Source organism: Neobacillus sp. S1227 (assembly GCF_055385255.1).
On sequence record NZ_AP038276.1, the window covers coordinates 1,825,017 to 1,843,433 of the forward strand.

Here is an 18,417-nt window from a genome sequence, read left to right on the forward strand (position 1 = left end):
CTTATGAGAGTAGCAGCAAAGTATGAACTTATTAGACAGCAAATACATGAAGCGTGCGAAAAGACAGGCAGGAAACCTGATGAAGTAACTGTAATTGCCGTTACAAAATACGTCAGTACTGAAAGAGCGCAGGAAGCGCTTGATGCCGGCATTCAGCATCTGGGTGAAAACCGGGATGAAGGAATGCTTGAAAAATGGGAAGTTCTTAAGGACAAGCCAATTTGGCATTTTATTGGAACCCTGCAAACACGAAAAGTAAAGAATATTATCGATAAAGTGGAGTACATTCATTCACTTGACCGTCTTTCTTTGGCACAAGAAATAAATAAACGTGCCAATTCAAAGGTAAAGTGTTTGGTACAGGTTAATGTGGCAGAGGAGGACTCAAAGCACGGTTTAGCGGTCGAAGAAGTGATCGACTTTATTAAATCACTTGGCTCCTTAGAAAATATTATTGTTGCTGGTTTAATGACAATGGCCCCATTCACGGACGATGAAGAAGTCTTGCGTGATTGTTTTCAAAAACTTAGAGAACTTCGTACTCAAGTTCAATCCTGTCACTTAGACTATGCCCCTTGTTCAGAGCTTTCAATGGGGATGTCTAATGATTTTGCCATCGCCATCGAAGAAGGGGCTACGATGGTAAGAATAGGTACAGCGCTTGTTGGTGAAGCTGGTTAGGAGAGTTGATATGACAATTAAATCTAAACTAAAAACATTTTTCTTTTTAGACGACGAAAACGATGAGCAAATTGAAGATTACAGTGAGCCGAAGGAACCGATAAAGCAGAAAAAACAGCCATTAAAAAGTCATAATGTAGTCAGCCTGCAAAGTGTGCAAAAGCCTCCTGCCCAGGTAAAGCCCTCAAAGCTTATTTTGGCGGAACCGAATTCCGAATCTGAGGCAACCGAGATTGCCGACCACCTTAAAAGCCGCCGTCCGGTGGTGGTGAATTTGCAGCGGATTGATCAAGAAGAAGGCCGGCAGATCGTTCATTTCTTAGGAGGAGTAGTGTATGCTCTCGGTGGGGAAATCCAGAAAATTGGCGCCAATATTTTCTTGTGCACCCCGGATAATATGGAAGTATCAGGGAATATTTCGGAACTGCTCCCTGACCACGATAATATGAATACGAGGTGGTAGAAGAGATGTTTTTTGTTATTGGTTTAATACAAAAACTCATTTGGGTGTACTCGTGGGCATTAATTATTTACATATTGATGTCTTGGTTTCCGGGTGCCAGAGAATCCGCGATCGGTCAATTCTTAGCAAGAATTTGTGAGCCATATTTGGATCCGTTCAGAAGGATTATTCCCTCAATCGGGATGATTGACATTTCTCCGATTGTTGCATTTCTTGTGCTCAACTTTGCATCGCGGGGCTTAAGCTATGTAGCTGTCTGGCTCTCCTAATAATTAAAAATAGGTTGGTTTTTAGAGCATGAATATATATCAGCATTTTCGTCCAGAAGAACGGGATTATATTGACCAGGTCACGCAGTGGAAAAACACTGTGGAACTTCAGTATGCCCCGAAATTAACGGACTTCCTTGACCCAAGAGAACAGCATATCTTAAAAACGATCATCGGTGAAAATGGTGATGTAAAATATCAATTCTTTGGCGGCTGGCCCGGAGCAGAACGAAAAAGGGCGCTTCTATTTCCAGAATATCTAGTGCCAGTTCAAGAGGACTTTCAAATCAGCTTGTTTGAAATTGACTATCCAAAGAAGTTTGTCAAAATTGAACATCCCAACGTCTTGGGTACATTGATGTCGTTGGGGCTAAAACGTGGGAAATTTGGCGATATTCTTGTCGATGATGGGCAAATCCAGTTCTTGGCAGCAAAGGAAATCAGCGGTTATATCAGTAGTAATCTTGAATCAATCGGTAAAACAACGGTTCATTTATTGGAGAAGCCGCCCGAAAATATAATTTCTCCTAAAGAATTATGGGAGGAGCATGAATTAACAGTATCTTCATTAAGGCTGGATACTGTTATTTCTGGTGTTTATAATCTTTCCCGGCAAAAATCGCAAAACTATATTGCTGCGGGCCTTGTTAAGGTTAATTGGACTCAGATTGAAAGCCCGGCCTTTATTTGTGAAATTGGCGATATGCTGTCAGTCCGGGGCCATGGAAGGGTGAGATTGTCCAGTATAGACGGAAAGACAAAGAAAGATAAATGGCGAATTTCTGTAGGAAGACAAAAATAATTTATTTTCTTGCAGGATTTTCGAAAAACTTGTCGAATATTCACATTTACATACATTGCACAGATTGTTGGAGGTGGCATCATGCCGTTAACGCCGTTAGATATTCATAATAAAGAATTTAATAAAGGATTTAGAGGGTATGACGAGGATGAAGTAAACGAATTTCTTGATCAGGTTATCAAGGATTACGAGCTTGTCCTTAGAGAGAAAAAAGAATTGGAAGAGCGCTTAACTGATCTGCAGGAGCGTTTAGGGCATTTTACAAGTATTGAAGAAACACTTAATAAATCGATTGTGATTGCCCAGGAGGCAGGGGAAGAAGTAAAACGCAATGCCCAAAAGGAAGCGAAGCTAATCGTCAAGGAAGCGGAAAAGAATGCAGACCGCATCGTAAACGAATCCCTATCTAAAGCCAGAAAGATTGCTCTAGAGATAGAGGATTTAAAGAAGCAGTCAAAAATTTTCCGTACTCGTTTCAAAATGCTGATTGAGGCACAGCTCGATATGCTGAATACTGACGATTGGGATCACCTCTTAGAGTACGAACTTGATGCAACAGAGCTGAAAATCCACGAAGAAGAGGATTCATTAGCTTGACGAACAACTCTTTCGTAGCATATAATTTCTTAACAGATTAATCGAATGAAATTGACGAAGACAGGGACAGTACAATTTTTCAAGATGCTTCTTAGCGAGTCGGGGATGGTGGAAGCCCGATAAAGCCGAAAGATTGGAAAATCACCCTTGAGTTCCGAAGTCGAACTTCTAAATTTAGAACAGTAGACTAAGGCGTGTATTCACGTTATGAATGAAGCAAGAGGATAGAATTAGATATTTCTATCAATCAGGGTGGTACCGCGGGAATAAAACCTTCTCGTCCCTTTTTTGGGATGAGGAGGTTTTTTTATTTGCAAGAATGTCAATTCTGTTCAATAGAAAGGTATTGGAGGAAATAAAATGGAATACAAAGACACGTTATTAATGCCGCAAACAGATTTCCCAATGCGCGGCAATCTTCCGCAAAGAGAACCGGATATGCAGGCAAAATGGGAAGAAATGAATATTTACCAAAAAGTGCAGGAACGCACAAAAGGGCGTCCAATGTTTGTTTTGCATGATGGGCCTCCATATGCAAACGGTGATATCCACATGGGCCACGCCCTAAATAAAATCTTAAAGGATTTTATTGTCCGCTATAAGTCAATGAGCGGCTATCATGCCCCATATGTGCCAGGCTGGGATACGCACGGTCTGCCGATTGAACAGGCTTTAACGAATAAAGGGGTTAAACGGAAGGAAATGTCCGTAGCTGAATTCCGTCAGCTTTGTACAGAATATGCGCTTGAACAGATTAACAATCAACGGACCCAGTTTAAACGACTTGGTGTCCGCGGTGATTGGGAGAATCCATATATCACTTTAAAGCCAGAATACGAAGCCCAGCAAATCAAGGTTTTCGGAGAAATGGCGAAAAAAGGTTATATCTATAAAGGATTGAAGCCAGTATATTGGTCTCCGTCAAGTGAATCCGCTTTGGCTGAGGCAGAAATTGAATATAAAGATAAACGTTCACCTTCCATTTATGTTGGTTTTCCGGTGAAGGATGGCAAGGGAGTTCTTGATACGGATACGGAAATCGTCATCTGGACAACAACCCCATGGACCATTCCTGCCAACTTGGGAATTTCGGTTCATCCTGAGCTTACTTACGTGGTAGTATCTGTAAATGATAAAAAATATGTTGTGGCTGAAAGCTTATTGGAAAGTGTAACGAATGAAATTGGCTGGGAAGAAGCGGCCGTTCTAAACAAGGTCAAAGGGGCTGAGCTTGAATATGTAGTTGCCAGTCATCCATTATATGGCCGTGATTCACTTGTTATGTTAGGTGAACATGTTACAACCGATGCTGGTACTGGCTGCGTTCACACTGCTCCTGGTCATGGGGAAGATGACTTCCATGTTGGCCAGAAATACGGTTTGGATGTTCTTTGTCCGGTTGATGATAAAGGAAATATGACAAGTGAAGCACCTGGATTTGAAGGGTTATTTTACGACGAGGCCAACAAACCGATTTCCCAAGCCCTAGAGGAAAAAGGAGCTTTGTTAAAACTTACATTCATTACACACTCCTATCCACATGACTGGAGAACAAAAAAGCCGGTCATTTTCCGGGCAACTGCGCAATGGTTTGCGTCCATTAAAGATTTCCGCGACCAATTGCTTGAAGCGGTTAAAGAAACGAAATGGGTGCCAGCCTGGGGTGAAACAAGACTGTTCAATATGGTCCGTGACCGCGGCGACTGGTGTATTTCCCGCCAGCGTGTCTGGGGAGTACCTATTCCGGTATTCTACGCTGAGAATGGCGAAGAAATCATTACTGACGAAACAATCGAACATGTTTCTAATTTATTCCGCGATCATGGCTCAAACATTTGGTTTGAGCGTGAGGCAAAATACCTGCTGCCGGCAGGGTTTACGCATCCTGGCAGCCCGAACGGAAAGTTTACGAAGGAAACCGACATTATGGACGTTTGGTTCGACTCTGGCTCTTCCCACCAGGCAGTACTGCTTGAAAGAGAAGACTTGGTGCGGCCTGCCGACCTATATCTTGAAGGTTCTGACCAATATCGCGGCTGGTTTAACTCCTCCTTGTCAACTGCAGTAGCCGTAACAGGCAAGGCACCGTATAAGGGAGTATTAAGCCATGGATTTGCCCTTGATGGGGAAGGCAGAAAAATGAGTAAATCGTTAGGAAATGTTGTAGTCCCTGCTAAAGTTATGAATCAAATGGGGGCAGATATTTTACGCTTATGGGTGGCTTCCGTTGACTATCAATCGGATGTCCGTGTATCCGACGCGATTTTAAAACAGGTTGCTGAGGTATATCGTAAAATCCGAAACACCTTCCGTTTCTTGCTTGGCAACTTAGCGGACTTCGACCCAGCAGTGAATAAAGTTGGTTACGAAAACCTGCGTGAAGTGGATCAGTTTATGCTAGTTAAATTGAATAAACTAATTAACAGTGTTCGTAATGATTACGAAAATTACAATTATGCTGGCATTTACCATGCTGTTAATAATTTCTGTACGCTTGATTTAAGCGCGTTTTACCTAGATTTTGCAAAAGATGTTCTGTACATTGAAGCTGTTGATCATCCAGAACGCCGGGCAATTCAAACCGTTTTATATGAAGCATTGCTTGCTCTTACCAAATTGGTTTCACCAATCCTTTCTCACACTGCAGATGAGGTGTGGAAATATATTCCGAAGGTTCAGGAAGAAAGTGTTCAGTTGACAGACCTTCCAGAATATCAGGAACTTCCTGGTGCTAAAGTGTTGGAGGAGAAATGGTCTGCATTCTTAAAGTTGCGCGATGATGTCTTAAAGGCACTTGAAGAAGCACGGAATGCAAAGGTTATCGGTAAGTCATTAACAGCGAAAGTAACCTTATACGTAAATGATAATACAAAAGCGCTGCTTGATTCTGTTTCAGAGAACTTGAAGCAATTGTTTATCGTATCTGGTTTTGAAGTGGCTGGTGGCTATGATGAGGCGCCTATAGATGCCTTGAAATTGGATACAGCGGCCATTGTGGTGACAAAAGCAGAAGGTGAAACTTGTGATCGCTGCTGGGTTGTGACGCCTGATGTTGGCCAAGATGAGGAACATCCAACTCTTTGTCCACGCTGTTCTCAAGTTGTAAAAGAAAATTATTCACACTTAGCGTAAAATGAAAGGGGCTGACTTGTCAGCCTCTTTCATTTTGCTAATAAAAAAGTAAAAATTAAACTAGCCTCATGATCCGTTCTATGGACTCGCCAATCGGCGGGTTTTCATTTATTTCCACCTCCGTTAATTGTTGTTGCTGATGTCAAATTATTATCCGGGTCAATGGAAAACGATCGGTAATAATAAAACAAATAACATAACGGAGGTATTAACACTATGAATGCAATGCAGGAAAAGCTGTTTCAAGAACTCCGTCAAACAAAAACAGAAATCGAAAAGTCATTAAACAACAAACAAACAAAGAATTGGTTTACAACAATCTTAGAAGAGGAAATGGCGGACATCGATTTGGCGCTGAAAAAAATCAAAGAAGGAAATTTCGGACAATGTGAACTTTCCGGTGAATTATTACCCCTCGACCTGTTAAATTTGATTCCAACCGTTAGAACAGTCAATGATTCCAGCTTGCTTGGCGGCTATTGCAAGAAACCGATCTTCCCCACACCATAATTTTTGTTTCATTGTGATATAGCGATTAAGTATGCTAAACTAAGGGAGCAAGTTTAGCTTATGTTGGAGGTATTTCTAAGTGTATTATTACTTAATCGCCCTATTCGTTATTGTGCTCGACCAAATTACTAAATGGCTTATTGAAAAAAATATGTATATCGGTGAAAGTATACCCATCATTGATAAATTTTTATATATTACTTCTCACCGGAATCGCGGGGCCGCATGGGGAATCCTTCAAGGGCAGATGTGGCTTTTTTATGTCATTACGGTTATTGTTATTATTGCGATTATGTATTATCTTTACAAAGCAGCCAAGGGAAAATGGCTGTTAGGGGTATCTCTTGCTTTAATGCTTGGAGGTGCGATCGGGAATTTTATTGACCGAGTTGTTCGTAAAGAGGTTGTTGATTTTATTCATACCTTTATTTTTGGCTATAATTTCCCTGTATTTAATATTGCCGATTCAGCATTAGTTATTGGTGTTGGATTATTAATGATTCAAATGCTGTTTGAAGAGAAGTCGTCAAAGGAGAAGTCTTATGGAGAAAATGGAACACACCATTCTTGAGGAACAAAAAGGAGACAGGATTGATAAAGTAATCTCCGGCCTGAATGAAGAATGGTCTAGAACACAGGTGCAGGAATGGATAAAAGAAGGCAATGTACTTGTGAATGGAAAAATTGTAAAAACAAATTACAAATGCAGTGTAAATGATTTAATCATTATTACCATTCCAGATCCGGAAGAATTGGACGTGGTTCCGGAGGAAATGGATTTAGATATTTATTACGAAGATAAGGATGTATTGGTCGTAAATAAGCCAAAAGGTATGGTGGTTCATCCTGCACCTGGGCACCTTACAGGGACACTTGTTAATGGATTAATGGCACATTGTAAAGATTTATCTGGTATTAATGGTGTATTAAGACCCGGTATTGTGCATCGGATTGACAAGGATACATCAGGGCTGTTAATGGTAGCGAAAAATGATTTAGCCCACGAAAGCCTTGTCAACCAATTGGTGGAAAAGTCTGTGACCCGGAAGTATAAGGCGATTGTTCATGGAGTGATCCCGCATGAATATGGAACCATCGATGCTCCGCTTGGGAGAGACCAAAAAGACCGGCAAAGCATGACGGTTGTAGATAACGGCAAGCATGCTGTTACTCATTTTCGTGTCCTTGAGCGGTTTAATGATTTTACCTTCGTGGAATGTCAATTGGAGACAGGCAGGACCCATCAAATTCGTGTCCATATGAAATATATCGGTTATCCGCTTGCCGGTGATCCTAAATATGGACCAAGAAAAACACTTGATTTAAATGGACAGGCATTGCATGCCGGTCTGCTCGGTTTCATACATCCAAGAACTAATGAGTATCTAGAATTCGAAGCCCCGCTTCCGGAAGATTTTGAAGAGCTTCTTGACCGGTTAAGAAATAATCGTTGACAGGAAGAATAAATTAAAGTATGCTTACTATAGTTTAATAAGCCTTTAAGTCGGTCCCGTGAGGCCGAGAAGGAACGGTTAATAAGTTATTTCCCTAAGGAATAACTGTTTCCCTCTCGCCACCACTGGCGAGAGGTTTTTTTATATCAGTATAATAAGAAGGTGAGACTATGAGCCAAAAAGCACTTGTTCTGGATGAACAGGCAATCGGGCGGGCGTTGACAAGGATTGCCCATCAAATCATCGAAAAAAACAAAGGAATCGAAGATTGCGTGCTTGTAGGAATTCGGACCAGAGGAATTTATATAGCAAAACGACTCGCTTTAAAAATAGCCCAAATTGAAGGTAGTCCGATTCAAGTCGGTGAATTAGACATCACTCTTTATCGGGATGATTTAACAAAGAAAACGGAAAGTCATGAACCACTCGTAAAAGGATCGGATATTCCGTTTGACATAAGTGACAAAAAAGTAGTCCTTGTGGACGATGTTCTTTATACAGGAAGAACAGTTAGGGCTGGGCTTGATGCCCTTATGGACCTTGGACGTCCAGCTTCCATCCAGCTTGCTGTCCTGGTCGACCGCGGCCACAGGGAACTGCCAATTAGAGCAGATTATGTTGGGAAAAATATCCCTACTTCAAACAATGAAAAAATTGTCGTTGAGCTGCTGGAAGTAGATAATGTTGATCAAGTAAGTATATATGACAAATAAATAGCAGCCCTTTTAATTTCAGTCCAGTGAGGCTGACAAAGGGAAAAGCGCAAACCTTGGATCATTTTCTGGTGTGCCTTTCACCCCTCTTTGTCAACTACACGGCAAAGAGGGTTTTTTATTTGAACAAATGAAGAAAATAAAGAAAACAATAAATAAATTAGGAGAGAACAGAAAATGAGTAATCAACCAATCCTAGATGTTAAAGATAGACCAAAACCGGCCCAATGGCTGACCTTAAGCTTGCAGCATTTGTTTGCGATGTTTGGGGCAACAATCCTGGTACCATACTTGGTTGGGTTAGAACCAGCGATAGCACTAATATCCAGCGGACTCGGAACGTTGGCATTCCTATTGATTACGAAATTTCAGGTTCCTGCCTATCTCGGTTCATCTTTCGCTTATATTGCACCGATAATTGCCGCAAAAGCCTCTGGCGGACCTGCAGCCGCGATGGTGGGTACATTTTTAGCTGGCCTTGTTTATGGAATTGTTGCTTTAATTATAAGCAGAGCGGGGCATCGGTGGATTATGAACTTACTGCCGCCAATTGTTGTTGGACCGGTCATAGTTGTAATTGGCCTCGCCATTTCTGGAACTGCGGTAGGAATGGCAATGAACAACCCGGCCGGAAAGTATAGTATGCTTCACTTCTCAGTGGCACTTGTGACGCTGGCAGCGACCATTATTTTCTCAATTTATGCTAAAAAATTGCTCAGCATTATCCCTATCTTAGCCGGGATTATTGTCGGCTATGTGTATGCGGTGATTGTTGGAATTGTTGATTTCAAACCTGTACTAGAGGCAAAGTGGTTTGCCGCTCCAGATTTCTTAATTCCGTTTGTCAGCTATGATGTCAAGTTTACGTGGAATATTTTCTGGTTAATGGTGCCTGTTGCCATTGTTACACTATCTGAGCATATTGGACACCAGCTTGTTCTTAGCAAGGTTGTCGGCCGTGATTACATAAAAGAGCCGGGCTTACATCGATCAATCCTTGGTGATGGAACAGCAACAATGATTTCTGCACTAGTAGGTGGACCTCCAAAAACCACCTATGGTGAAAATATTGGGGTCTTGGCAATTACAAGAGTCTACAGTGTATATGTCCTCGCAGGTGCGGCGGTTTTAGCCATCATCTTCGGGTTTATTGGAAAAATAACAGCTTTAATCCAAACCATACCAACACCTGTAATGGGGGGAGTTTCCATTCTCCTGTTCGGAATTATTGCTTCATCAGGATTAAGAATGCTGGTTGACAGTAAAATTGATTTTGGAGACAAACGCAACCTCGTGATTTCATCGGTAATCCTTGTCATTGGTATCGGTGGTGCGATTGTCAAGCTGCCATTTAATATCGAAATCCAAGGTATGGCACTGGCGGCAATTTCGGGAGTATTATTAAACCTGATCCTTCCTGGAAAGCCGAAAGTCAGTGAAAATATGTTTGAGTCAGAAGAAACAACTAACAAAAAAACAGCATAAAAATGCCTTTTAAAATAAGTACAGTGAGACTTGGAAGGGTGTGTTAACTTGGATATGGGCGGCAGTTTCGTCCGAATCTTAAGTTAAACTTTTAGCACCCTGACCACTTAGTCAGGGTGATTTTTTTAAGCAATTAGAGAAGGTGGGGAAAAAGGATGTTACAGCACCTATTAACAACAAACGAGTTAAAAGTTGAGGAGATCTATCAAATTCTTGAAGATGCTGAAAGGTTTTCACGAGGACAGTTTTGGAAACCGGAAAGGCAAATGTATACAGCAAACCTCTTTTTTGAAGCTAGCACCCGAACAAAAAGCAGCTTTGAAATGGCTCAAAGAAGGTTAGGTTTAAGCGTCATTCCTTTTGAAGTCCAAACCTCTAGCGTTCAAAAAGGTGAAACATTATATGATACTGTAAAAACGCTGGAATCAATCGGTGTTGATACTGTTGTTATCCGCCACAGCCAGGATCGCTATTTTGATGAATTGGTTGAAAATATCAATATTCCAATATTAAATGGAGGCGATGGATGCGGACACCACCCGACACAATCCCTTCTTGATTTGCTAACGATAAAGCAGGAGTTTGGGAGTTTTTCTGGCTTGAAAATTGCAATAATTGGGGACATCAGTCATAGCCGGGTAGCGCGTTCCAACGCTGATGCATTGACCAGGCTGGGGGCGGAGGTCATTTTTTCAGGGCCGGAAGAATGGTTTGACTATCATAGTTTAAGTACTTCCCGTTTTAAACCAGTTGATGAGGCTCTTAGAGAAGCCGATGTTGTCATGCTTCTTCGTGTGCAGCATGAACGCCATCAGAAAAAGGGAAGCTTTACAGCCTCTGAGTACCATAAAAAATATGGTCTAACCCTAGAAAGAGAAAAGCAATTACAGCCGCACAGCATTATCATGCATCCGGCCCCGGTAAACCGAAACGTTGAAATCGCAGACAGCCTAGTTGAATGCGAACGGTCGAGAATTTTTAAACAAATGCAAAACGGAGTTTATGTAAGAATGGCTGCCTTGAAGCGGTCACTTGAAAGCTTAGGAGGAGGAAATCAATATGAAGCTGCTTATTCAGAACGCAAAATATATAGCATCTAATGGAGAAATGAAACAATCGGATATTTTAATAGAAAATGGAATTATTAGCAAACTGGGACCTGGTTTAACAGAATCGGCTGAAAGAACTGTAGATGCACAAGGATTGCTTGTGTCACCAGGGTTTGTTGATCTTCACGTCCACCTAAGGGAACCTGGCGGCGAGAAAAAGGAAACCATCGCAACTGGAACGATGGCAGCAGCACGCGGCGGTTTTACGACAATAGCGGCAATGCCAAATACGAGACCGGTGCCTGACACCAAGGAGCAAATGAATTGGGTGATGGACAGGATTAAGGAAACAGCAAGCGTACGCGTTTTGCCATATGCCTCCATTACTACAAGACAGCTCGGACAGGAGTTAACTGATTTTGCAGCACTGAAAGAGGCTGGAGCATTTGCCTTTACAGATGACGGTGTAGGCGTCCAATCGGCTGATATGATGCTTCAGGCAATGCAAAAAGCAAAAGAAGTAAATATGGCAATCGTTGCCCATTGTGAGGAAAATACGTTGATTCACAAAGGCTGTGTCCATGAAGGAACTTTCTCCAAGCAGCACGGGTTAAACGGGATCCCGTCTGTTTGCGAATCCGTTCAAATTTCCAGAGATGTCCTTCTTGCTGAAGCTTCAGGCTGCCATTATCACGTCTGCCATATCAGCACAAAGGAATCGGTGAGGACCGTCCGGGACGCCAAGCGGGCCGGCATTAAAGTTACCGCGGAAGTAACTCCGCACCATCTTTTATTATCAGAAAATGATATTCCTGGACTTGATGCTAACTTTAAAATGAATCCTCCACTTCGGGGTGAAGACGATAAAAAGGCGTTAATCGAAGGACTGCTGGATGGTACGATTGATTTTATTGCTACAGACCATGCACCGCATACGGCCGAAGAAAAAGCTGAAGGAATGCAGCTGGCGCCATTTGGAATTGTCGGTCTGGAAACTGCCTTTCCACTTCTTTATACCCATTTTGTTTTGAAAAACATTATCACACTCGAACAGTTAATTGCTTATATGACGACAAAGCCTGCCGATTGCTTTGAACTTCCTTTCGGAAGAATTGAAGAGGGAGCGGCAGCGGATATCGTGTTATTAGACTTAAACGAAGAGAAAGAAATCAATCCTGACGAGTTTTTATCAAAAGGAAAAAATACCCCATTTGCCGGATGGAAGTGCAAAGGTTGGCCGGTATTAACAATTGCTTCAGGTCAAATAGTTTGGGAAAAAGGACGTGTTACAGCATGAAGGCACAGCTAATATTAGAAGATGGAACTGTTTTTATCGGTGATGGCTTTGGAAGTCATGTTGATACAATTGGTGAAGTTGTGTTTAATACAGGCATGACAGGCTATCAGGAGATTCTATCCGACCCATCCTATTGCGGACAAATCGTTATGCTCACATACCCGTTAATCGGGAACTACGGCATTAACCGCGATGATTTTGAATCCATTACTCCTGCCGTAAAAGGTTTTATTGTTAAAGAAGTCAGTGACTTTCCTTCCAACTGGAGAAGTGAATTTACTGTAGATGAATATTTTAAAATGAAAAAAATCCCTGGGATAGCCGGGATCGACACTCGAAAACTGGCAAGGATTATCCGCCAGCACGGCACGTTAAAGGGAGCGATTTGCAGCATTGAAAACGATGCTTCAGAGGTGTTAAGACAGTTAAGGAAGACACGCCTTCCAATTGATCAAGTAAGAAGGGTTTCCACAAAGAACCCTTATCCAAGCCCGGGACGCGGCAAAAGAATTGTGCTAGTCGATTTCGGAATGAAACACGGAATTTTGCGGGAATTAAATGAACGCGGTTGTGATGTTGTCGTCGTTCCTTACCATACAACAGCTGATGAGATTTTAAAGCTGCGTCCTGATGGAGTCATGCTCTCCAATGGACCTGGGGATCCAAAGGATGTTCCAGAAGGAATTCAAATGATAAAGGACATCTTGGGAAAAGTGCCTCTATTCGGAATTTGCCTTGGGCATCAACTGTTTGCCCTGGCATGCGGCGCTGATACCGTTAAAATGAAGTTCGGTCACCGTGGTGCGAATCATCCGGTAAAGGAACTATCGACAGGAAAGGTTTCAATTACCTCTCAAAATCATGGTTATACAGTAGATGAAAAATCAGTTAAAAATACCAGACTAGAAGTGACCCATATTGCTTTAAATGATGGAACTGTAGAGGGCCTTAAGCATACAGAGTACCCGGCTTTTACAGTACAGTATCACCCTGAGGCCTCCCCTGGTCCAGAAGATGCCAACGGATTATTTGAACAATTTCTTGCGATGATTGAAGCTGAAAAACAGGAGGTAGCAGCAAATGCCTAAACGTACAGATATCAACTCCATTCTAGTGATTGGCTCAGGTCCAATCGTCATCGGGCAAGCAGCAGAATTTGATTACGCCGGAACGCAGGCGTGTCTTGCGCTTAAGGAAGAAGGATACCGGGTAATTCTAGTTAACTCCAATCCCGCTACGATTATGACAGATTCAGAAATTGCTGATGCCGTTTATATCGAGCCGTTGACACTGGATTTTGTCTCAAGAATTATCCGTAAAGAGCGTCCTGACGCCGTTTTAGGAACATTAGGCGGTCAGACTGGGCTGAATTTGACTGTTGAACTGGCAAATTCGGGCGTTCTTGAAGAGTGCCGCGTTGAGATTCTGGGAACTAAGCTAACTGCTATTAATCAAGCTGAAGACCGTGAATTGTTCCGTGCTCTTATGAATGAATTGAATCAACCGGTACCAGACAGCGAAATTATCCATGGGCTTGATGAAGCCAAAGTTTTTGTGGAAAGGGTAGGTTTTCCGGTGATTGTCCGTCCGGCTTTTACGCTGGGTGGAACAGGCGGCGGCATCTGCCATAATGACGCCGAGCTTGAGGAAATCGTAACAAGCGGACTAAAGAACAGCCCTGTTCATCAATGTTTATTGGAAAAAAGCATCGCAGGTTACAAAGAGATTGAATACGAAGTGATGCGCGATGCAAATGACAATGCCATCGTGGTCTGTAACATGGAAAACATCGATCCAGTTGGTGTTCATACGGGTGATTCCATTGTTGTTGCGCCAAGTCAGACATTAAGTGATCGAGAATACCAATTATTAAGAAATGTGTCTTTAAAAATTATCCGTGCGCTGGGTATCGAAGGCGGCTGTAATGTTCAGCTTGCCCTTGATCCATACAGCTTTAATTATTATGTCATTGAAGTGAATCCAAGGGTAAGCCGTTCATCAGCCTTAGCATCAAAGGCAACGGGTTATCCGATTGCCAAACTTGCAGCAAAAATCGCAGTTGGATTGACACTTGATGAAATGCTGAACCCTGTTACCGGAAAAACGTATGCGAGCTTCGAGCCGGCCCTTGATTATGTTGTAACAAAAATCCCTAGATGGCCATTTGACAAGTTTGAGTCCGGAAACCGTTCGCTTGGAACACAAATGAAGGCCACTGGCGAGGTTATGGCAATTGGCCGTACATTTGAAGAATCGTTGTTAAAAGCAATTCGTTCCCTTGAAGCGGGTGTCTATCATTTCCAACTAAACGGTGCCGCTGAAATTGATAACGACCTTATTGAAAAACGGATCAGAAAAGCCGGTGATGAGCGCCTCTTTTACATTGCTGAAGCGCTAAAACGCGGCATTACGATAGATACGATTCATGATTGGAGCAAGATTGATTTATTTTTCTTGAAGAAAATGGAGGGCATTATCAGGCTGGAGGCAAAATTGGCTGACAACCAGCTTGATAACGAACTTCTTAAAGAAGCAAAGCAAAAAGGGTTTACCGATAAGAAAATTGCTGAGCTTTGGGATAAAACAGAAGGCGAGATTTACAAGCTTCGGAAAGACTTATGTCTCCTCCCGGTTTATAAAATGGTAGATACGTGCGCTGCGGAGTTTGAGTCAGAAACTCCATATTTCTATGGAACTTACGAAGAGGAAAACGAATCTCTTGTGTCAGATAGAAAAAGTGTCATCGTTCTCGGATCAGGCCCAATTCGGATTGGCCAGGGGATTGAGTTTGACTATGCGACTGTCCATTCTGTAAAGGCCATTAAGGAAGCAGGCTATGAGGCTATTATCATTAACAACAATCCAGAAACAGTCTCGACAGATTTCAGTATTTCTGACAAGCTGTACTTTGAACCGCTGACAATTGAAGATGTCATGAGCATCATTGATCTGGAACAGCCGATCGGAGTAGTCGTTCAATTTGGCGGGCAGACAGCGATTAACCTTGCTGCGAAGCTTGAGGAAAATGGTGTTAACATTTTAGGAACAAGCTTAGAGGACTTAGACCGTGCAGAGAACAGGGACAAATTTGAACAGGCGCTTGAATTGTTGAACATTCCGCAGCCGCTTGGAAAGACCGCCCTTTCAGTCGCAGAAGCAGTCATAATTGCTGAGGAAATCGGCTATCCGGTCCTTGTCCGTCCATCCTATGTGCTTGGCGGCAGGGCGATGGAAATTGTGTATCGCAAGGAAGAACTGCTCCATTATATGGAGAATGCCGTCAAAATCAATCCTGATCATCCAGTCTTAATTGACCGTTATCTAACCGGTAAAGAAATTGAAGTAGATGCCATTTGCGACGGTCAAAATGTCTTGATTCCAGGCATTATGGAGCATATTGAGCGGGCAGGGGTGCACTCGGGTGACTCAATTGCCGTATATCCGCCGCAAACATTATCTGAGGATGTTAAGAAGACTCTTGTTGAATATACAGAAAGATTAGCGAGGGGCTTGAACATCGTAGGTCTCCTCAACATCCAATATGTGTTATCGGGCGGCCAGATTTACGTATTGGAAGTTAATCCACGTTCCAGCCGGACAGTGCCATTCTTAAGTAAAATCACCCATGTTCCGATGGCCAAGATTGCAACAAAGGCTATTCTTGGGGTCTCAATCGTTGAACAGGGCTATCAGTCCGGACTAGTGCCTGAACAATCAGGTGTTTATGTAAAAGTACCGGTATTCTCTTTTGCTAAATTAAAAGATGTTGATATCACGCTTGGACCGGAAATGAAATCAACTGGTGAGGTAATGGGCAAGGATATCACACTTGAGAAGGCTCTTTACAAAGGATTAGTCGCATCAGGAATGAATATACAGCCGTTTGGGACGGTCTTGTTTACAGTCGCTGATAAAGATAAACAAGAAGCACTTAAGCTTGCGAAACGGTTTGCCGGCATTGGCTACCGTCTGGTGGCCACAAGCGGAACAGCAGACATATTAAAATCTGCCGGCCTTCCGGTTGAGGTAGTCAACAAAATTGGTGCAGAAGGTAGAACATTATTAGATATTATCCAAAATGGCGAAGCGCAATTAATCGTTAATACATTGACAAAAGGAAAGCAGCCTGAACGGGACGGCTTTAGAATCCGCCGCGAAGCAGTTGAAAATGGAGTACCTTGTTTGACCTCATTAGATACTGCCGATGCTATCTTAAAAGTGGTGGAGTCCATGAACTTTTCCGCTGAAGCGATGAGTGTACCAAGCAGGGAGGCAGTTTTTGCATGATACGGAAGGAAATTTGCAAAATCATCAGTCAAAAGTTGATTGCTGAAAACATTTATGAGCTTACCGTTAAGGCTGAGATGGTTCATGACATTACCGAGCCTGGACAATTTGTTCATATTCGGGTAGGAAATGGATTGGATCCGCTTTTGCGAAGACCAATCAGCATTTCCTCGTATGATGTAACCGAAGAGCAGTTTACGATGATCTATCGAAAAGATGGAAAAGGAACTACGCTATTGGCATCGATGGAACCGGGGATGGAACTCGATATCCTCGGACCCCTTGGCAATGGCTTCCCTATAAATGAAGCCAGTATTGGTGAGACTGCTTTGCTCGTGGGTGGAGGAATAGGTGTTCCTCCCCTCTATGAGCTTGCGAAACAATTGAGAGCAAAAGGCGTTAAGGTCATTAATGTCCTGGGCTTCCAAGCTGAATCAGCCGTCTTCTACGAACAAGAATTTTCGGAACTGGGCGAAACATATGTTGCCACGGCGGATGGTTCTTATGGAGTTAAAGGGTTTGTAACGGATGTCATAAAGGATTTACAGTTTGATTGTGTATATTCTTGTGGTCCGACCCCGATGTTAAGAGCACTTGAACAGCAGTACTCTCATAAAAAAATGTTTTTATCACTAGAGGAAAGGATGGGCTGCGGCGTCGGGGCATGCTTTGCTTGCGTATGCAAACGTGCAGATGACCCGTCGGGCGCTTCCTATAAAAAAGTTTGCAGTGACGGACCTGTATTCCGTGCCGGAGAGGTGTTAATATGAGCCGATTACATGTTGAATTACCAGGATTAAGCTTGAAAAACCCTATCATACCGGCCTCAGGCTGCTTCGGATTTGGCCGCGAGTACAGCCAATTTTACGATCTAAGCATTCTTGGTGCGATCATGATCAAAGCAACAACAGCAGAGCCTCGGTTTGGAAACCCAACTCCAAGGGTTGCCGAAACTTCAGCAGGGATGCTAAATGCCATCGGGCTGCAAAACCCCGGATTGGATAAGGTTGTTTCCCAAGAGCTGCCATGGCTGTCCCAATATGATGTACCGATTATTGCTAATGTGGCTGGGTCGCTGGAAGAGGATTATGTTAAGGTTGCGAAAGAAATCTCAAAAGCGCCCAACGTCCATGCACTGGAATTAAATATTTCCTGTCCAAATGTTAAAACGGGTGGAATTGCCTTTGGGACCATCCCAGAAGTGGCAAAGCAATTAACACGAAAAGTAAAGGAAGTTTCCGAGGTTCCGGTTTATGTAAAGCTGTCACCAAACGTCACCAATATTGTCGAGATGGCAAAGGCGGTGGAGGATGGCGGTGCCGATGGTATTACAATGATTAACACGCTTGTAGGGATGCGGCTGAATTTAAAAACAGGCAAGCCAATTTTGGCGAACCGAACTGGCGGCCTTTCTGGCCCAGCTGTAAAACCTGTAGCAATTCGAATGGTATACGAAGTAAGTCAAGCAGTAAATATACCGATTATCGGAATGGGCGGCATTGAATCTGCTGAGGATGTCATTGAATTTTTCTATGCGGGAGCAAGTGCGGTCGCTGTAGGTACAGCAAATTTTGTGAACCCGTTTGTCTGCCCCGAGATTATCGAACAGCTGCCGGTGCTGCTAAATCAACTGGGATTTGAACATATTAGTGAATGTACGGGAAGGAGCTGGAAATAG

16 protein-coding genes, 1 pseudogene and 1 other annotated feature are annotated in these 18,417 nt (G+C 42.8%); all 17 genes and pseudogenes read left to right on the plus strand.

What is annotated here, in order from left to right; all coding sequences use genetic code 11:
* Positions 1 to 3: 3 nt before the first annotated feature.
* The gene (locus ACZ5AE_RS09405; RefSeq protein WP_464571619.1) at positions 4 to 681 is read left to right on the plus strand and encodes a YggS family pyridoxal phosphate-dependent enzyme; all 678 of its coding nucleotides are present in this window, start codon (positions 4 to 6) and stop codon (positions 679 to 681) included.
* A gap of 10 nt (positions 682 to 691) precedes the next feature.
* On the plus strand, positions 692 to 1,144 hold the full coding sequence (locus ACZ5AE_RS09410; RefSeq protein WP_464571621.1) for a cell division protein SepF: 453 nt from the start codon (positions 692 to 694) through the stop codon (positions 1,142 to 1,144).
* 5 nt (positions 1,145 to 1,149) lie between these two features.
* Positions 1,150 to 1,413, plus strand: a complete 264-nt coding sequence (locus tag ACZ5AE_RS09415; protein ID WP_464571623.1) for a YggT family protein — start codon at positions 1,150 to 1,152, stop codon at positions 1,411 to 1,413.
* A gap of 28 nt (positions 1,414 to 1,441) precedes the next feature.
* Positions 1,442 to 2,215: a YlmH family RNA-binding protein gene (locus ACZ5AE_RS09420; protein ID WP_464571624.1), complete on the plus strand. Its 774-nt coding sequence runs from the start codon at positions 1,442 to 1,444 to the stop codon at positions 2,213 to 2,215.
* A gap of 81 nt (positions 2,216 to 2,296) precedes the next feature.
* A complete protein-coding gene (locus ACZ5AE_RS09425) occupies positions 2,297 to 2,812 on the plus strand; it encodes a DivIVA domain-containing protein (RefSeq protein ID WP_213116399.1) in 516 nt (171 codons plus the stop codon).
* Between the two features lie 48 nt (positions 2,813 to 2,860).
* Positions 2,861 to 3,100, plus strand: a binding site (T-box leader).
* A gap of 72 nt (positions 3,101 to 3,172) precedes the next feature.
* Complete coding sequence (gene ileS / locus ACZ5AE_RS09430; protein ID WP_464571626.1) at positions 3,173 to 5,944, plus strand: isoleucine--tRNA ligase; 2,772 nt, start codon at positions 3,173 to 3,175, stop codon at positions 5,942 to 5,944.
* Between the two features lie 216 nt (positions 5,945 to 6,160).
* The gene (locus ACZ5AE_RS09435) at positions 6,161 to 6,454 is read left to right on the plus strand and encodes a hypothetical protein (protein WP_464571628.1); all 294 of its coding nucleotides are present in this window, start codon (positions 6,161 to 6,163) and stop codon (positions 6,452 to 6,454) included.
* 79 nt (positions 6,455 to 6,533) lie between these two features.
* Positions 6,534 to 7,025, plus strand: a complete 492-nt coding sequence (gene lspA, locus ACZ5AE_RS09440; protein WP_464571630.1) for a signal peptidase II — start codon at positions 6,534 to 6,536, stop codon at positions 7,023 to 7,025.
* Positions 6,997 to 7,908 (plus strand): RluA family pseudouridine synthase, encoded by a 912-nt coding sequence (locus tag ACZ5AE_RS09445; protein WP_464571632.1) that lies wholly within the window; start codon positions 6,997 to 6,999, stop codon positions 7,906 to 7,908. The genes lspA and ACZ5AE_RS09445 overlap by 29 nt, the downstream gene beginning before the upstream one ends.
* Positions 7,909 to 8,078: 170 nt before the next feature.
* Positions 8,079 to 8,621 (plus strand): bifunctional pyr operon transcriptional regulator/uracil phosphoribosyltransferase PyrR, encoded by a 543-nt coding sequence (gene pyrR, locus ACZ5AE_RS09450; protein WP_464571634.1) that lies wholly within the window; start codon positions 8,079 to 8,081, stop codon positions 8,619 to 8,621.
* A gap of 177 nt (positions 8,622 to 8,798) precedes the next feature.
* Positions 8,799 to 10,106, plus strand: coding sequence for a solute carrier family 23 protein (locus tag ACZ5AE_RS09455; RefSeq protein WP_464571636.1), 1,308 nt, complete (start codon positions 8,799 to 8,801; stop codon positions 10,104 to 10,106).
* A 155-nt stretch (positions 10,107 to 10,261) separates the two neighbouring features.
* Positions 10,262 to 11,206: an aspartate carbamoyltransferase catalytic subunit gene (locus ACZ5AE_RS09460; RefSeq protein WP_464571638.1), complete on the plus strand. Its 945-nt coding sequence runs from the start codon at positions 10,262 to 10,264 to the stop codon at positions 11,204 to 11,206.
* The gene (locus tag ACZ5AE_RS09465; protein WP_464571640.1) at positions 11,166 to 12,452 is read left to right on the plus strand and encodes a dihydroorotase; all 1,287 of its coding nucleotides are present in this window, start codon (positions 11,166 to 11,168) and stop codon (positions 12,450 to 12,452) included. Before ACZ5AE_RS09460 ends, ACZ5AE_RS09465 begins: the two co-directional genes overlap by 41 nt.
* A pseudogene (locus tag ACZ5AE_RS09470) lies at positions 12,449 to 13,566 on the plus strand (carbamoyl phosphate synthase small subunit). Before ACZ5AE_RS09465 ends, ACZ5AE_RS09470 begins: the two are co-directional and overlap by 4 nt.
* A complete protein-coding gene (gene carB / locus ACZ5AE_RS09475; RefSeq protein WP_464571642.1) occupies positions 13,533 to 16,739 on the plus strand; it encodes a carbamoyl-phosphate synthase large subunit in 3,207 nt (1,068 codons plus the stop codon). The pseudogene ACZ5AE_RS09470 and the gene carB overlap by 34 nt, the downstream one beginning before the upstream one ends.
* Positions 16,736 to 17,509: a dihydroorotate dehydrogenase electron transfer subunit gene (locus ACZ5AE_RS09480; protein WP_464571644.1), complete on the plus strand. Its 774-nt coding sequence runs from the start codon at positions 16,736 to 16,738 to the stop codon at positions 17,507 to 17,509. The genes carB and ACZ5AE_RS09480 overlap by 4 nt, the downstream gene beginning before the upstream one ends.
* A complete protein-coding gene (locus ACZ5AE_RS09485; RefSeq protein ID WP_464571646.1) occupies positions 17,506 to 18,417 on the plus strand; it encodes a dihydroorotate dehydrogenase in 912 nt (303 codons plus the stop codon). Before ACZ5AE_RS09480 ends, ACZ5AE_RS09485 begins: the two co-directional genes overlap by 4 nt.

Excerpts from the sequence above, each read along its gene's own strand:
- ACZ5AE_RS09405 (WP_464571619.1), top strand. The coding sequence starts at position 4 with ATGAGAGTAGCAGCAAAGTATGAACTTATTAGACAGCAAATACATGAA.
- ACZ5AE_RS09410 (WP_464571621.1), top strand. The coding sequence starts at position 692 with ATGACAATTAAATCTAAACTAAAAACATTTTTCTTTTTAGACGACGAA.
- ACZ5AE_RS09415 (WP_464571623.1), top strand. The coding sequence starts at position 1,150 with ATGTTTTTTGTTATTGGTTTAATACAAAAACTCATTTGGGTGTACTCG.
- ACZ5AE_RS09420 (WP_464571624.1), top strand. The coding sequence starts at position 1,442 with ATGAATATATATCAGCATTTTCGTCCAGAAGAACGGGATTATATTGAC.
- ACZ5AE_RS09425 (WP_213116399.1), top strand. The coding sequence starts at position 2,297 with ATGCCGTTAACGCCGTTAGATATTCATAATAAAGAATTTAATAAAGGA.
- ileS (WP_464571626.1), top strand. The coding sequence starts at position 3,173 with ATGGAATACAAAGACACGTTATTAATGCCGCAAACAGATTTCCCAATG.
- ACZ5AE_RS09435 (WP_464571628.1), top strand. The coding sequence starts at position 6,161 with ATGAATGCAATGCAGGAAAAGCTGTTTCAAGAACTCCGTCAAACAAAA.
- ACZ5AE_RS09445 (WP_464571632.1), top strand. The coding sequence starts at position 6,997 with ATGGAGAAAATGGAACACACCATTCTTGAGGAACAAAAAGGAGACAGG.
- pyrR (WP_464571634.1), top strand. The coding sequence starts at position 8,079 with ATGAGCCAAAAAGCACTTGTTCTGGATGAACAGGCAATCGGGCGGGCG.
- ACZ5AE_RS09455 (WP_464571636.1), top strand. The coding sequence starts at position 8,799 with ATGAGTAATCAACCAATCCTAGATGTTAAAGATAGACCAAAACCGGCC.
- ACZ5AE_RS09460 (WP_464571638.1), top strand. The coding sequence starts at position 10,262 with ATGTTACAGCACCTATTAACAACAAACGAGTTAAAAGTTGAGGAGATC.
- ACZ5AE_RS09465 (WP_464571640.1), top strand. The coding sequence starts at position 11,166 with ATGAAGCTGCTTATTCAGAACGCAAAATATATAGCATCTAATGGAGAA.
- carB (WP_464571642.1), top strand. The coding sequence starts at position 13,533 with ATGCCTAAACGTACAGATATCAACTCCATTCTAGTGATTGGCTCAGGT.
- ACZ5AE_RS09480 (WP_464571644.1), top strand. The coding sequence starts at position 16,736 with ATGATACGGAAGGAAATTTGCAAAATCATCAGTCAAAAGTTGATTGCT.
- ACZ5AE_RS09485 (WP_464571646.1), top strand. The coding sequence starts at position 17,506 with ATGAGCCGATTACATGTTGAATTACCAGGATTAAGCTTGAAAAACCCT.